Here is a 14111-nt window from a genome sequence, read left to right on the forward strand (position 1 = left end):
AGCCAGATATGCCAATGCATGAGATGTCTTTCGTTGCGGCTGTGCAAGCCAAGCCCATGGCTGTCACGCGGTCAAGCAGATCTGCCGCTCAGCTTGCCGAAGCAATATTTTGCCCAGTGCTCACCGCCAGAGGTATAGGTCGGTATGGACGCCGTCCTCGGCCCGCAGGTAGTCCAGGACCGTCTCCGTCGCAACCGGATTGCCAATGCCCAGCGAGCGATTGGGAAAATCCTCAATCCGGGCGGCGAAAGCCGCCCAGTCCAGGTAGGGTTTGCTGATCCGCCACACCTCGACCACCGCATAGTCGATGCGCCGCCAATGCGCCCATGGCACGGTGGCGATGATGCGCTCGTCAAAACCCTGCGTGTCAGACTTCCAGATCAGCCGCTCATCGGGGGAGAGGTTCGCATCCATCCAGCGCGCGATGGACAGAACCTGCACCCGCTTCTCGTCATAGGCGCCGACATCATGCATCGCGCCCTTGTTGAGCGAATGATTCCCGATATTCGCGCGATCCTGATAGAAGGTCTGCACGCCGTCTTCGGTATCGAGCGCCGCATTGACGAAGTGAAGGCCGGGCCGGTCTCCGAATGGGGCCAGATTGAAGCGCAGGGCCGCGAAATTCAGCGGTGAAGGCTCGAAGCAATACAGCCGTTCGATCTGCGGAAAAGCCCGCACCATCTGCCGGCTGAACAGGCCTATATTCGCGCCGATATCAAGCAGGCTGTAGCGCGCCCCTGCGCCCAGCCGGTCGGCGAAGAAGCGGATTTCCTCCGGCTGCCAGTTGCCGCGCGTGAAGACCGTGGGCAATATCACCTGGTCGGCCGGCACCAGCAAAGCCTCGCCCGCGCGGCCCAGCAAGCCGTCTGTCTTAAGGGCCAGAAGATAGCCTGTGCAGTCCAGTGCGGCTGGGGCGGCATCGGTCATCGGGAAGGGCCTTGTCTGCTCCGTGCCGGTTTATGCGGCCCAATTCGCAAAATTTTTGGAAAGACGCCTCGGTGATGAGGCCGCCACCAAGGCGCAATCCTGGCCCGGCATGGCGGGACCTTCGTCGCCATGCTAACGAGAGGGAAATCATGGCTTTCGTTCGGATCGTCGTATGCGCCTCTTCGCACGTTTGACCGCGCCGCTGGGTGCTGTCTTCGCCCTCGGCCTGGCCTCCTGCCAGACTGGCCCGACGCTGTCCGAGCGTCTGCATGCCTATATCGGCCAGCCGGAATCCGCCCTCGTCCAGGGCCTCGGCGTGCCGCAGCGGACCATCACCACCGGCGGCATCACCTATCTCGCCTATGTCTGGCAGAATACCGAGGTCATTCCGGGCGGCCCCGGCCCTGGCTGGGGCGGCGGTCCCTGGGGTCCCTGGGGCGGTGGCTGGGGTGGTTGGTATGCGCCGCCGACTGTGGTCACCACCGGCTGTGAGGCAACCTTTCAGATGGGTCCAGGTGGTCAGGGCGCAGGCGATGTCGCCGTCGCCGTCATTCTGCGCGGCAATGCGTGCGGATGACGCAGGCGCTCGCCATCCGCGCCGTTACGGGTGAGGCGCTGAGCCCCTTCATCCCCGCACTCGCCCGTCTGCGCATCACGGTCTTCCGCGACTGGCCTTATCTCTACGAAGGCGATCAGGCCTATGAGGAAGACTATCTCCGCACCTATATCGAAAGTCCCCGCGCTGCTGTCGTGCTCGCCTGTGACGGCGACCTAGTGGTTGGCGCCTCAACCTGCCTGCCGCTCGCTGATGAGACGCCCAATGTCCAGGCGCCGTTCCGGGCGGCCGGCATCGCGGTCGATCGCGTCTTCTATTTCGGCGAGTCCATTCTGCTGCGGCAGTACCGTGGCACGGGCGCGGGCGTGCGCTTCTTTGCTGAGCGCGAGGCCCATGCAAGCGCTGTCTCGCGCTGCGACTTCGCCGCCTTCTGTGCCGTGCAGCGCCCGGCCGGCCATCCGGGCAAACCGGCGGACGCCGTGCCGCTCGATACCTTCTGGCGCCGGCGCGGCTTCACCCCATACCCCGATCTCAGCTGCATCATGCATTGGAAGGAAGTCGGCGCCGCGGCTGAGACGCCGCACCGGCTCGCCTTCTGGCTGAAATCTCTGACAGGAGCGCCCCTGCCGTGACCCGCCTTCGCCTCTGCCTGGCGCAATATCCGATCGAGCGGCTGCGCAGCCTCGATGATTTCGAGGTCAAGATCGATGACATCGCCCGCGCCGCGACCGAGGACGGGGCTGAGATGCTGGTCCTGCCTGAATACGCCGCCATGGAACTCGCCACCGCCTTTACCGATGCGGGCGACGCGGTCTCCGAACGCGAGGCAATCGTCATCCGCGCCGAGAGCATCGTCGAGGTGATGCGCCAGGCGGCGATGCGCCACCGCCTCTGGCTGCTCGGCAGTTCGGTGCCGATGCGGCGCGACGGTCTTATCCGCAACCGCGCCCCCTTCATCTCAGCCTCGGGCGTCGTGCAGTTTCAGGAAAAGCGGGTCATGACCCGCTTCGAGAACGAGGAATGGAAGGTCGCCGCAGGAGAGGAACCGAAAGTGTTTGAGACGCCCTGGGGCCGCATCGGCATCTCCATCTGCTACGATGTCGAATTCCCCATGCTGGCCCGCGCCCAGGTGGAAGCCGGTGCCTGGCTCATCCTCTCGCCCTCCTGCACCGATACGCTCTGGGGCTTCAATCGCGTGCATCTCTCGGCGCGCGCACGGGCGATCGAGAATCAGTGCTTCGTCGCCATTACGCCGACAGTGGGCGAGGCGCCCTGGTCCGCGACGCTTGACGTCAATCGCGGCTATGCCGGCGTCTTCGGCCCCTGCGACCGCGGGTTCCCGGATGACGGCGTCATCGCGCGCGGCCAGCTTGATGAGCCGGGCCTGGTTTTCGCGGAACTCGACCCGGCCATGATCGATGCCGTGCGGCAGGATGGTGGCGTGCGCAACCATCGTGACTGGCCGCCTCATCCGGCAGGCTGCCAGGTCGTCACCTTCGCATGACGGTCACGGTCGCGCGGGAAGCCGTGCGGGGCCCCGGCATCCGCGCCTTGCTCGAGCAAGCCTGGGCATTGTCGGACAGTCTTTATCCGGCTGAGAGCAACCATCATCTGGATGAGAGCGGTCTCGACGTGCCGGACGTCTCCTTTTTCGTCGCACGTCAGGATGGCGAAGCGCGCGGCTGCGGCGGGCTCAAGCGTGTGGATGCGGCTTATGGTGAAGTCAAAAGCCTTTTCGTCGATCCGGCCGCGCGCGGCCTGGGCCTCGCCCGCGCCCTTCTCGCCGCGATCGAGGCGGAGGCGCGCGCCCAAGGTCTGTCGCTCCTGCGTCTGGAGACCGGCATTCGCCAGCCTGCAGCGATCGGGCTGTATGAGGCGACCGGCTTCCGCCGCATCGGCCCCTTCGGTGACTATCGCGCAGACCCCTTGAGCCTCTTCATGGAAAAGGCGATCCGATGAGCGATCAAACGCCGCTCATCTATATCGTGGCGGGGGAGGCGAGCGGGGACGTGCTTGGCGCCCGGCTGATGCGCGCCATCTCGGCACAGAGGCCCGGTGTCCGTTTCGCTGGCATCGGCGGCGCGCGCATGGCGGAAGAGGGCTTCGTGAGCCTCTTCCCGATGCATGAACTGGCGCTGATGGGCCTCGCCGAAGTGCTGCCCAAACTCCGCGCGCTTGCCCGGCGCATGGACCAGACGGTCGCCGATGTCACGGCCCGCCGGCCGGACGTCATCGTCACCATCGACAGCCCCGGTTTCACGCTGCGGCTTTTGAAGCGCATCGCCTCGCTGGGCATCCCCCGTGCCCATTACGTCGCACCCCAGGTCTGGGCCTGGCGCGAACATCGCGTGAAGAAATATCCGGGCCTTTGGGAGAAGCTGCTCTGCCTGCTGCCCTTCGAGCCGGCGTTTTTTGCCAAGCATAACTTGGCCGCTGATTTTGTCGGCCACCCGGTGCTGGAATCAGGGGCTGAACAGGGCGATGCGGCGCGCTTCCGGGCCGCCCACACCCTGCCGGATGAGGCCATACCCGTCATCCTTATGCCCGGCAGCCGCGTCACCGAAATCACCCGGCTGATGCCGATATTTGCGGAAACGCTCGCCAGTCTTGCCGCCCGCTTTCCGCATCTCGTGCCCGTCATGCCGGTCGCGGCCTCGGTCGCGCCGCGTGTGACCGCCGCGGTCGCATCCTGGCCGGTGAAGCCGATCCTGGTCACGGATGTGGAGGGCAAGCATGACGCCTTCGCGGCAGCCGCTGTCGCTCTGACAAAATCCGGCACCTCGACGCTCGAACTGGCGCTTGCCGGCGTGCCCATGGTCGTCGCCTACAAGGTCAATCCGATCACCGCGGCCATTGTCAGGCGCGTGGTGAAGGTGTCCTACGCCGCGATGGTCAATCTGCTGGCAGGGCGGGAAGTGGTGCCGGAACTGATCCAGCAGACCTGCACGCCCGCCAGACTGGCGGATGAAGTATCCCGCCTGCTGGAAGATCCCGCGGCCGCCGCTGCCCAACGCGCAGCCTTCGCGGCTGTGATGCAGAGCTTGCGGCCGCCGCATGGCCTGCCCTCCGAAGCGGCGGCAGAGGCGGTGCTGTCTTTGCTGGCGCCGCGCGCGCGGCGGATCACTGAGCCGGGTTGAACAGCCCTGATGCGGTGACAAGCGCGTTGGACCGGTCCATCGCCTCCTTCACGGCAATGGCCGCCGCCAGCGCCCTCCGGCCCGCCGCGGCGTCGACCAGAACCGGCGCGCCGTCCAGCACCGAGGCGTAGAAGGCCTCATGCTCGGCGGCCAGGCTGTCATGATCTTCCCAGGCCATTTCCTTGATCGAAAAATCCGGCATGCCGGGCACCGGGAAACCGCCTTGGCCCCGCACGATCGCCGTCAGCTTGCGGCCCGCGAAATCCACGGCCAGATAGCCGCTCTGGGCGAAAATGCGCATGCGCCGCTCGGTCTTGAGCGAAATCCGGCTCGCCGTGATGGTCGCGACGCAGCCATTGGTGAAGCGCACGCGGGCATTGGCGATATCTTCATGGGCGCTGGCCACCGCCGCCCCCACCGCATCCACGCTTTCGATCGGCGCATCGACCAGGGCCAGGATAAGGTCGAGGTCATGGATCATGAGGTCGAGAATGACCGAGACATCCGTCCCGCGCGGCTTGAAGGGCGCGACGCGGACGGCTTCGAGATAGAGGGGCCGGCCCATGCGGGCGGAGACAGCGCCGTGGGCGGCGGAAAACCGCTCCAGATGGCCTACCTGCAGCACCACGTCATGCTCACGGGCCAGGGCGGCCAGGCTGTCCGCCTCCTCCAGGGTGGAGGCGATCGGCTTTTCGATCAGCACATGGCGGCCGGCCCGGATGGCGCGGGCCGCGATCTCAAAATGCGCCTCCGCCGGTGTCGCCACGATGATGGCGTCAGACGCCGCGATCAGCTCTTCCAGGGGCAAAGGCGGTGCGCCGGCCTCCCAGCCCACCGTGCGGGCGCGCTCGGGGTCGCGGTCGTAGACGCCGACCAGCTGCGCGCGAGGGGCGGCAGCCGCCTTTAAGGCATGATAGCGGCCGAAATGTCCGACCCCGGCTACACCAAGCTTCACGGTTTCCATCGGTCGCTTTGTCCATCAGCCGAGCCGCCAGCTATGGCGGCGATTATAGAAGGGAGCGTTAGCAGCTGGCCTTGTCCGAACCAAGCCCGGGCCCGCAATCAACCCGCGATCGTGGCGGAATTCAGACCCTAGGCCCACGGCACTTGCCATGCCCGCGGCAGGCCGCCATACCTCCGCGCCAAATATAGTCTAGCAGAGTCTGATAACCGGGGGCCTTCCGCCGCTATGCTTTATTTCAGCCGGCTCAAGGCCGCCGCCGTGATCGGGGCCTGCCTGATCGGCATCCTGTTGTGCCTGCCCAATTTCTGGCCTGCGCCCAAGAACGGGATGCCTTGGCCCCAGATCCATCTGGGCCTCGACCTGCGCGGGGGCAGCTTCCTGCTCATGCAGGTCGATATGGACGCGGTCGCCCGCGAAAAGCTTGGCAGCACGGTCGATCAGGTGCGCCAGGATTTGCGCAAGTCCGGCGTCGGCTATACGCGCCTCGCGGCCGACGTCCCGGCCAACCAGGTGCAGATCGAGCTGCTGGACCCGTCCCAGCGCCAGGCCGCCATCAGCGCCTTGAACGATCTGCTGACGCCGCCCAGTGGCCCCGCCAGCCTCGCCGATTTCGACGCAAGCGGGGAGGGCACCAGCCTTATCCTCACGCTGTCCAAGCCCGCCATGCAGGCCCGCGCCACCGCCGCCGTGACGCAGTCCATTGAAATCGTCCGCCGCCGCATCGACAGCACCGGCATCGTCGACCCGCAGATCGCCCAGCAGGGTGAAAACCGCCTCATGGTGCAGCTGCCTGGCATTTCCGATCCGCAGCACATCAAGAAGCTGCTGGGTGAGACGGCGCATATGACCTTTCATCTCGTCGATGAAAGCGTGAACCCCAATGCCGGCACCGCGGCGCCGATCGGGGATGCCTTCCTGCCCATGCAGGGCGACCCCCATAACAAGGTCGCCATCCAGCAGGCGGTCATGGTCGATGGCGCGGATCTGACCAATGCCCAGGCCGGGCAGGACCCGCAGACCGGCGGCTGGGTGGTGAACATCACCTTCGACAGCGTGGGCGCGCGGCAGTTCGCCGAGGTCACCAGCGCCAATGTCGGTCATCCCTTCGCTATCGTGCTGGATAACGAGGTCATCAGCGCCCCTGTCATCCGCGAGGCCATCACCGGCGGCAGCGCGCAGATCAGCGGCAGCGCCAATGCCCAGGCCGCGACCGATCTCGCCCTCCTGCTGCGCGCGGGTGCCCTGCCGGCGCCACTGACGGTGATCGAGGAGCAGAGCGTCGGCCCTGAACTGGGGGCGGATTCCATTCGCGCCGGTGCCATTTCCCTCGTCGTCGGCTTCGTCCTGGTGATCCTCTTCATGGCCGGCGCCTATGGGCTCTTCGGCTGGTTCGCCAATATCGCGCTGGTCGCCAATCTCGTCATGATGATGGGCATCCTCTCCCTCATCGGCGCCACGCTGACCCTGCCCGGCATGGCCGGCATCCTGCTCACCCTCGGCATGGCGGTGGACGCGAATATCCTCATCAATGAGCGTGTCCGGGAAGAGGTGAAGAACGGCCGCACCCCGCTCGCCGCGCTCGAGGCGGGTTACAAGCGCGCTTACGGCACCATCATCGACAGCAACGTCACCGCGCTGCTGGCCCATGTCATGCTCTTCATCTTCGGCTCCGGCCCGGTGCGCGGCTTCGCCGTCACCATCACCGTCGGCATCGTCACGACTCTGTTCACGGCGACGATCTTTGCCCGGCTTCTGACCTCGCGCTGGTATGTAAGCCGGCGCCCCACCGCGCTGCCGGTTTAAGGACGACCCCGATGCGCTTCTTCTACAGGCCGCTGTTTCGCTTGGTGCCGGATGGCACCCGCATCAAATTCATGCGGGGCCGCTTCGCCGGCCTGATGGTCTCGGCGGTGCTGTCCCTCGCCTCAGTCGGGCTCTTCTTCTATCCGGGCCTGCGCCTCGGCATCGACTTCAAGGGCGGCGTCGTCATGGAAGTGCGCACCGCTCAGGCTCCCAGCTTCCCGGCGTTGCGCGCGGCACTTGCGGCCCACGACCTGCCGGATGCCGGATTGCAAAGCCTGGGCGGCAAGAACGAAGTCATGATCCGTCTGGAAAGCCGGGCCAATGCGCAGGCCACGGATGCCGCGGTCGCCCGCGTCCATGATGCGCTCGATCAGGTCTCGCCCGGCAACCAGGTCCTCAGCACCAGCGCCGTCGGCGCCTCGGTCTCGGCCCAGCTCTTCCGCCAGGGCCTGATGGCGCTTGGCCTCTCGCTGCTGATGATCCTGGTCTATATCTGGTTCCGCTTTGAATGGCAGTTTGCGGTCGGCGCTGTGGTCACGCTGATCCTGGATATCACCAAGACGATCGGCTTCCTGGTCATCACCCGCCTGCAGTTTGATCTCGTGATGGTCGCGGCCATCCTCACGGTGCTGGGCTATTCCACCAACGACAAGGTGGTGGTCTATGACCGGATGCGTGAAAATCTGCGCAAGTACAAGTCGATGCCGCTGCGCGAGCTGATCGACATGTCGATCAATGAAACCCTCAACCGAACGCTCGGCACGTCCATGACGGTCTTCCTGGCGGCCCTGCCGCTGGCGATCTTCGGCGGCTCCTCGATCGAAGACTTCGCCATCGTCATGCTGTTCGGCATCGTCGTCGGCACCTCCTCTTCCATCTTCATCGCAGCACCCATCCTGCTGTTCCTTGGTGAGAAGCGGCTGCGGCGGGATACGCGGCCGGCGAAATCGGAAGATCCGAAGAAAGTTCAGGCGCGCGCGCGTTGAGCCTATTCGCGGCGGTCATGATCCGGCGTTAAGCTGGGCCTCATGGCCGCAGATCTGAATGCTCGTTTCGACATCGATTCCAGGATAGAAACCGCGCCGCCGCCGGCCGCGCCGCCGCCCATAATGGCTGAGCCGGCTGCACCTGAGCCGGCTTCATCTCCGCCGGCTGCGCGCCCGCCTGAGACGATGGTGCCCATGCCGATCGGCCTCATGCTGGCGCTGGGTCTGCGCGCGCATGAAGCTGGCCGCGCCCAGGAGGCGGAAGCCGTCGCCACCCACCTGCTCCGCGCCGCCCCGCAGGACGGGCGCGTGCTACATCTGGCCGGCATCGTCGCCTTCCGCAGCAAGCGCCATCCCCTGGGTATCCAGCTTCTGGAGCGCGCCCTCCAGCATGAGCCGAATAATCCGCTCTATCTGCGCAATATCAGCGAAATGTACCGCGTCGCCGGACGGCTCAATGACGCGATAGCCGCCATCAGCCGGGCCATCGCGCTGAAGCCGGACGATCCGGTTGGCTATCACAACCAGGCCGTCATCCTGCATGAAAGCGGGCAGATCGCCGCCGGTCTCGACAGTTCCCGCCGTGCGGTCGCGCTCAAGCACGATATGCCCGGCGCCCATTTCGCCATCGCCGAGGCGCAGCTGCTGCTGGGTGAATTCGCGGAAGGCTGGGAAGCGTATGAGTGGCGGTTCCGCATGCCGGGCGTGCCGCCCCTGATGCCGCCCGCCATCCGCCAGACCAAGCCGCAATGGGGTGGCGGTCCGCTCGAATCCGGCGCCCTCATGCTGATCGGTGACCAGGGCTTCGGCGATGTGCTGCAATTCAGCCGCTACATCCCCTGGGCGCTTGCCAAGGGGCAGCCGACCTTCCTCGCCACCAGTAAGGAAATGGCGCCCACCATCCACCGCATGTTCCCCGGTCTCGATATCCGCACGCGCTGGGCGGATTGCACGGATTTCGCGGCCTATGTGCCGCTCTCCGGCCTGCCGCGGCTGATGGGCACGCGGCTCGATACCATCCCGCCCGTCGTGCCCTTGCCGCTTGACCCCACAAAAGCGACTCTCTGGGCAGGCCGCATGGCTGAAAGTGTGCCGCAGGGTCTTCGCCGCGTCGGCATCGTCTGGGCCGGGCGGCCCACGCATAAGAATGACCGCAACCGTTCCATCAGCTTCGCCACCATCGCGGATACACTCTCCGGCATTCCGGGCATCGCCCTGATCAGCCTGCAGAAGGGCGATCGCGCCGCCGATATCGCACCCTATCAGGGCACCGCGCCGCTGATCGACGCCGCGAAGGATATCGAGGATTACGAGGATACAGCGGCGCTGATCGCATCACTCGATCTGGTGGTGACCGTCGATACGTCAGTCGCCCATCTCACCGGCATTCTGGGAAAGCCAGCCTGGGTGCTGCTGCCCTTCACGCCGGACTGGCGCTGGCTACGCGAGCGGACGGACACGCCCTGGTATCCGTCGCTGCGGCTGTTCCGGCAGCAGCGGCATGGCAGCTGGGATGCGCCGCTCGCCGCCATCGCGGCCGCGGTCGCAGCTATCTAATGTGGCGCCTTCTCGGCGCGGTCCAGTACGGCGGATGGATCGGCTGAGAGGTCGCTGGCCAGAAACTGCGCCGTTTCTGGGATCGCGATGCGAAAATCATCGAGATGCTCGATCGCAACCTCTATCCCGTCGCCGGCCGCGCCCAGAACATGCCCGCCAAAGTGCCGATCGTCGCTCAGGAAATGCAGATGCCAGCCGGCGACACCAATCGTCTTGACGTAGCTTGGTGTCCAGAACCCGACCATGGTGCCGCGCACGTCATCGGTGTGGAATTCCCCCTGATGGGCAGCCGAGTCCGCCAGGCTCTCATGGGGGCCGACTTTGCAGGCGGCGCGGTTATGGACATGGCGGAACACACCGCTGACGCGCGCGGCAAAAAACAGGTTGTCGCTCGTCCGCAGCCGGTCAAGTTGCTTGATCAATTCGTCCAGGGACGCGAAGGGCTGCAAAGTCTGGGCCCGGTCCGGGTTAAAATGCGTCACCAGGGCGAAGGGCGCCTGCTGGCTTTCATCGGCCAAATGCACCGATCCGTCGCAGCGGATCTGATAGAACTGGCCGTCCAGCACGACCATCTCGCCATCGAGATCGACGAAGGTGCCGAGCCCGAAATTGCCATGCTCCCGCAGGGTGCCGACCGAGACGGCACCGTCCAGCACGCCCTGCACCAGGGCGCCAGCGGTTGAGACCTGGAACAGCGTGCCATGCTCGACTTGCAGGCTGTCGGCCAATGCGCGGGAGACGGCATGAGCAATCGTCTCCCCATTCTCATGCGCGGCCTGATGCAGCGCATCCCAAAGGGACTGGGAAATATTGCAGGTGAGGCGGGGCATTGTCCTGTCTCTCCGTCAGGCAATCACGTCGGCATGCATGCCCTGGCCCAGCGCGGTATTGTGAGAATAGTCGACAGGAATATCGATCAGCACAGGCCCCGGAATTTCCATCGCGCGGCGCAAGGTCGGCAGGAATTCATCTGCATGGGTGATGCGGAAGCCGGTGGCGCCGAAGGCCTCGGCATATTTAACCTTGTCGACCGGGCCGAAATCGACGCCCGCCGTGCGGCCGTATTTCAGCTCCTCCTGGAAGCCCACCATATTATAGGTGCCGTCCGTCCAGATCATGTGGACGAAGTTGCTTTTCAGCCGCACCGCCGTCTCCAGCTCCTGCGCCGAGAACAGGAAGCCGCCGTCGCCTGAGACCGACAATACCTTGTCGCGGGGGCGCGCGAGGCAGGCGGCGATGGCCCAGGGCAGTGCCACGCCCAGCGTCTGCTGACCGTTGGAGATCAGCAATTGTTCGGGCCGGAAGCTGTACAGGTAGCGTGAATGCCAGATGTAGAAACTGCCGATATCAAGGGCGAGCGTCACATCATCGGCCATGACGGATTGCAGATCGCTGATGATGCGTAAGGGATGCAAAGGCGCCCCACCCAGCGCCGCGCCGCGGGCGCGGATATCGGCCATTTCGCGGCGCACGGCGCCCAGCAGGGGATGAGACACCAGATCGGTCCGCGGCGCCAGCACGCGCGCAAGGGCGGTGACCGTCGCTGCGATATCCCCATACAGTTCGACGGTCGGACGGTAATCGCGGTCGATAGTGGCCAGGATATGGTCGATATGGACAACCGGCCGCTGCTTGCCCTTGTTCCAAAGATACGGGTCGTATTCGATCGGGTTGTAGCCGACGGTGATCACCAGATCGGCGGCATCCAGCAATTCGTCGGACGGCTGATTGTGGAACAGGCCGACGCGGCCGGCGAAGCAATCGAGCAGATCATGAGAGATCACGCCCGCACCCTGATAGGTGCAGATCGTGGGCAGCGCATAGGCATGCAGCAGGGCGCGCAGCGCCGCTGTATTGGCTGGGCGGCTCGCATCCATGCCGAGCAGCAGGACGGGGATGCGGGCGGCCTGGATCAGCTGAGCTGCAGCAGCGACCGCCTCGGCCGGTGCCGCACCCAAGGGCGGCACGCTCACCGGGGTTAGCACGTCACCAGACGCAGGGCCGTTCATAATGTCGAACGGCAGGCTGACATAGGCGGCGCCACGCCGGCCGCTTTCTGCCGCGCGGAAGGCATTGGCTACCACTTCACCAATGGAATCGGGCGATTCGACCTCCGCCGCATAGCGCGTGACGGGACGAAACAGGCTGACGGAATCCAGGCTTTGATGCGTCTGCTTGAGCAGTTCCGAGCGCGGCACGCTGCCGGCGAAGCCCACCACCGGCATGCCCTCGGAATTGGCGGTGGCAAAGCCGGTGACGAGGTTGGTGGCACCGGGGCCCGAGGTGACGGCGCAAACCCCCGCCTTGCCGGTCATCTTGCCGATTCCGGCCGCGATGAAGGCGGCGTTCTGCTCATGCCGGCAGACGACGGTTTCGATGCCGGAATCGGTCAGGCAATTGAAGACCCGGTCGATCTTCGCCCCGGGAATGCCGAAGACATGGCGCACGCCCTGGGCCTTCAGATTGGCGATCAGAACTTCGGCGCCGCAGGGCTCGGTCATCGTGCTCTCCGTCGTTTCGGTATCGAAGCCTAACGTCCTGCCGGTAAGGCAGCAATTATACTTTGGGTTTGTGCCTCAGCCGCGACCGACGAACGGCATATTGGTCGCCATCACCGTCATGGATTGCACATTCGCGTCCGGCGGCAGGCTGGCCATGAACAGCACGCTGCGGCCGACATCCTCCACATCCATGCGCGGCTCCGCCGCCAGGCGCCCGTCCGCCTGCGGCACGCCGGCTGTCATCGACTTGGTCATGGCGGTCGCGGCATTGCCGATATCGATCTGGCCGCAGGCGATATTGAAGGCGCGGCCGTCGAGCGAAATGGATTTGGTCAGGCCCGTCACGGCATGTTTGCTGGCCGTGTATGGGGCTGAACCCGGCCGTGGCGCATAAGCCGAGATCGAGCCGTTATTGATGATCCGGCCGCCCTGCGGGCTCTGGTCGCGCATCAGGCGGAAGGCGCCGCGCGCCACCAGGAACATGCCGTCCAGATTGACGGCGAGCATGCCGCGCCATTGCTCCCAGGTGAGATCACCAAAATTGGTCGCCGGTGCGGCCGCCCCAGCATTGTTGAACAGCACGTCCAGGCGGCCGTGATCTGCCTTGATGCGGTCGAACAGGGCGTCCACGCTCGCGGGGTCCGTCACATCGGCCGTCACGCTCACGGCGGTGCCCGCTGTGGCAACGCCGGCCGTTTCCTGCAGCGGCTCCAGGCGCCGCCCGATCAGATAGACGGTATCGCCCGCACCCAGCAAAGCAAGGGCCGCTGCACGGCCGACACCGCTGCCGGCACCGGTAACAAGGCTAATGCGAGTCATAGGACGAGCTCCACCAAAACGGGCACGTGATCCGAGGCCTGGGTCCAGCCTCGTGCCTCTTTCAAAATGTCATGGCGCTTGAGTGCGCCTTTCAGATCGTGCGTGACCCAAACGTGATCCAGTCTGCGGCCCTTATTGGCCGCTTCCCAATCCTTCGCGCGATAAGACCACCACGTATAGAGCTTCTGCTCGGCTGGCACGAAATGGCGCAGCCCGTCATGCCAGCAGGTCTCCTGCCATTGCGTCAGCAGCTCCGTTTCCACGGGCGTGTGGGACACGATCTTGAGCAGCTGCTTATGGCTCCAGACGTCATGCTCCAGCGGCGCGATATTGAGATCGCCAACCAGGATTGAGCGCGTGAGGTTTGGCGTGCGTGCGAAATGATCGCGGGCGGCAGCCACGAAATCGAGCTTATGAGCGAATTTCGGGTTGAGCGTGGTATCGGGAATATCGCCGCCGGCGGGCACGTAGAAATTATGGACGACCAGCGGCCCGCTCGGCAGATCGAGTTCCACGGCCAGATGGCGGCAATCCTCACGGCCCACCCAATCCTGCGTATCCTCATGCCGGCGCATCGGCGCCTTGGAGAAGATGGCGACGCCGTTATAGCCCTTCATGCCGCGGAACAGGGCATGGTCGAAACCCAGCACCTTTGGCAGTTCCAGCGGGAACAGCTCATCGGGGCATTTGGTTTCCTGCAGGCAGACGACGTCGGGTTTGAGTTTCTCAACGACATCGCGGAGCAGCGTCTGCCGCAGCCGGACCGAGTTGATGTTCCAGGTGAGGATTCGCACGCTTTGAGCCATCACTCAGCCATACGGGGCAGGGCGGAAAAAGAAAATCCCCGCAGGAGCGGGGATT

At 65.1% G+C, this 14111-nt stretch carries 14 protein-coding genes; 8 read left to right on the top strand and 6 right to left on the bottom strand.

From position 1 onward, the window contains the following. Window positions 1-120: 120 nt before the first annotated feature. Window positions 121-927: an FkbM family methyltransferase gene (locus tag AC3G7M_RS09025; RefSeq protein ID WP_489215797.1), complete on the bottom strand. Its 807-nt coding sequence runs from the start codon at window positions 925-927 to the stop codon at window positions 121-123. Window positions 928-1099: 172 nt separating this feature from the next. Between AC3G7M_RS09025 and AC3G7M_RS09030 the strand changes: the two genes are divergently transcribed. Genes AC3G7M_RS09030 through lpxB form a run of 5 tightly spaced genes read left to right on the top strand, consistent with a single transcriptional unit; the run spans window position 1100 to window position 4620 of the window. Continuing rightward, complete coding sequence (locus AC3G7M_RS09030) at window positions 1100-1504, top strand: hypothetical protein (RefSeq protein ID WP_489215798.1); 405 nt, start codon at window positions 1100-1102, stop codon at window positions 1502-1504. After that, complete coding sequence (locus AC3G7M_RS09035; RefSeq protein WP_489215800.1) at window positions 1501-2115, top strand: GNAT family N-acetyltransferase; 615 nt, start codon at window positions 1501-1503, stop codon at window positions 2113-2115. The genes AC3G7M_RS09030 and AC3G7M_RS09035 overlap by 4 nt, the downstream gene beginning before the upstream one ends. After that, complete coding sequence (locus tag AC3G7M_RS09040; protein WP_489215802.1) at window positions 2112-2987, top strand: carbon-nitrogen hydrolase family protein; 876 nt, start codon at window positions 2112-2114, stop codon at window positions 2985-2987. Before AC3G7M_RS09035 ends, AC3G7M_RS09040 begins: the two co-directional genes overlap by 4 nt. Then, complete coding sequence (locus AC3G7M_RS09045; RefSeq protein ID WP_489215804.1) at window positions 2984-3442, top strand: GNAT family N-acetyltransferase; 459 nt, start codon at window positions 2984-2986, stop codon at window positions 3440-3442. The genes AC3G7M_RS09040 and AC3G7M_RS09045 overlap by 4 nt, the downstream gene beginning before the upstream one ends. Beyond that, window positions 3439-4620: a lipid-A-disaccharide synthase gene (lpxB, locus tag AC3G7M_RS09050; RefSeq protein WP_489215806.1), complete on the top strand. Its 1182-nt coding sequence runs from the start codon at window positions 3439-3441 to the stop codon at window positions 4618-4620. Before AC3G7M_RS09045 ends, lpxB begins: the two co-directional genes overlap by 4 nt. On the opposite strand, the gene AC3G7M_RS09055 is transcribed toward lpxB, so the two are convergent. Continuing rightward, the gene (locus tag AC3G7M_RS09055) at window positions 4604-5584 is read right to left on the bottom strand and encodes a Gfo/Idh/MocA family protein (RefSeq protein WP_489215808.1); all 981 of its coding nucleotides are present in this window, start codon (window positions 5582-5584) and stop codon (window positions 4604-4606) included. The genes lpxB and AC3G7M_RS09055 overlap by 17 nt on opposite strands. Window positions 5585-5809: 225 nt before the next feature. Between AC3G7M_RS09055 and secD the strand changes: the two genes are divergently transcribed. From secD to AC3G7M_RS09070, 3 genes are all read left to right on the top strand, one after another. Beyond that, entirely contained in the window at window positions 5810-7387 is a 1578-nt protein-coding gene (gene secD / locus AC3G7M_RS09060; protein ID WP_489215809.1) for a protein translocase subunit SecD, read from the top strand. A gap of 11 nt (window positions 7388-7398) precedes the next feature. Continuing rightward, entirely contained in the window at window positions 7399-8373 is a 975-nt protein-coding gene (secF, locus tag AC3G7M_RS09065) for a protein translocase subunit SecF (protein WP_489215811.1), read from the top strand. Between the two features lie 195 nt (window positions 8374-8568). Continuing rightward, window positions 8569-9930, top strand: coding sequence for a tetratricopeptide repeat protein (locus tag AC3G7M_RS09070; RefSeq protein ID WP_489215813.1), 1362 nt, complete (start codon window positions 8569-8571; stop codon window positions 9928-9930). Here AC3G7M_RS09070 and budA read toward each other — a convergent pair. The 4 genes from budA to AC3G7M_RS09090 all read right to left on the bottom strand — a co-directional run bounded on the left by budA (window position 9927) and on the right by AC3G7M_RS09090 (window position 14056). Continuing rightward, the gene (budA, locus tag AC3G7M_RS09075) at window positions 9927-10760 is read right to left on the bottom strand and encodes an acetolactate decarboxylase (protein WP_489215815.1); all 834 of its coding nucleotides are present in this window, start codon (window positions 10758-10760) and stop codon (window positions 9927-9929) included. The genes AC3G7M_RS09070 and budA overlap by 4 nt on opposite strands. A gap of 15 nt (window positions 10761-10775) precedes the next feature. Beyond that, complete coding sequence (gene alsS / locus AC3G7M_RS09080) at window positions 10776-12431, bottom strand: acetolactate synthase AlsS (protein ID WP_489215816.1); 1656 nt, start codon at window positions 12429-12431, stop codon at window positions 10776-10778. A 75-nt stretch (window positions 12432-12506) separates the two neighbouring features. Further along, the gene (locus AC3G7M_RS09085; protein ID WP_489215818.1) at window positions 12507-13250 is read right to left on the bottom strand and encodes an SDR family oxidoreductase; all 744 of its coding nucleotides are present in this window, start codon (window positions 13248-13250) and stop codon (window positions 12507-12509) included. After that, complete coding sequence (locus tag AC3G7M_RS09090; RefSeq protein WP_489215820.1) at window positions 13247-14056, bottom strand: exodeoxyribonuclease III; 810 nt, start codon at window positions 14054-14056, stop codon at window positions 13247-13249. Before AC3G7M_RS09090 ends, AC3G7M_RS09085 begins: the two co-directional genes overlap by 4 nt. Between the last annotated feature and the right edge of the window lie 55 nt (window positions 14057-14111).

It is taken from the genome of Acidisoma sibiricum (genome assembly GCF_057837225.1).

Coding starts and splice junctions, on each gene's coding strand:
- AC3G7M_RS09025 (WP_489215797.1), bottom strand. CDS start 927: ATGACCGATGCCGCCCCAGCCGCACTGGACTGCACAGGCTATCTTCTG.
- AC3G7M_RS09035 (WP_489215800.1), top strand. CDS start 1,501: ATGACGCAGGCGCTCGCCATCCGCGCCGTTACGGGTGAGGCGCTGAGC.
- budA (WP_489215815.1), bottom strand. CDS start 10,760: ATGCCCCGCCTCACCTGCAATATTTCCCAGTCCCTTTGGGATGCGCTG.
- AC3G7M_RS09085 (WP_489215818.1), bottom strand. CDS start 13,250: ATGACTCGCATTAGCCTTGTTACCGGTGCCGGCAGCGGTGTCGGCCGT.
- secF (WP_489215811.1), top strand. CDS start 7,399: ATGCGCTTCTTCTACAGGCCGCTGTTTCGCTTGGTGCCGGATGGCACC.
- AC3G7M_RS09070 (WP_489215813.1), top strand. CDS start 8,569: ATGCCGATCGGCCTCATGCTGGCGCTGGGTCTGCGCGCGCATGAAGCT.
- lpxB (WP_489215806.1), top strand. CDS start 3,439: ATGAGCGATCAAACGCCGCTCATCTATATCGTGGCGGGGGAGGCGAGC.
- AC3G7M_RS09090 (WP_489215820.1), bottom strand. CDS start 14,056: ATGGCTCAAAGCGTGCGAATCCTCACCTGGAACATCAACTCGGTCCGG.
- secD (WP_489215809.1), top strand. CDS start 5,810: ATGCTTTATTTCAGCCGGCTCAAGGCCGCCGCCGTGATCGGGGCCTGC.
- AC3G7M_RS09055 (WP_489215808.1), bottom strand. CDS start 5,584: ATGGAAACCGTGAAGCTTGGTGTAGCCGGGGTCGGACATTTCGGCCGC.
- AC3G7M_RS09030 (WP_489215798.1), top strand. CDS start 1,100: ATGCGCCTCTTCGCACGTTTGACCGCGCCGCTGGGTGCTGTCTTCGCC.
- AC3G7M_RS09045 (WP_489215804.1), top strand. CDS start 2,984: ATGACGGTCACGGTCGCGCGGGAAGCCGTGCGGGGCCCCGGCATCCGC.
- alsS (WP_489215816.1), bottom strand. CDS start 12,431: ATGACCGAGCCCTGCGGCGCCGAAGTTCTGATCGCCAATCTGAAGGCC.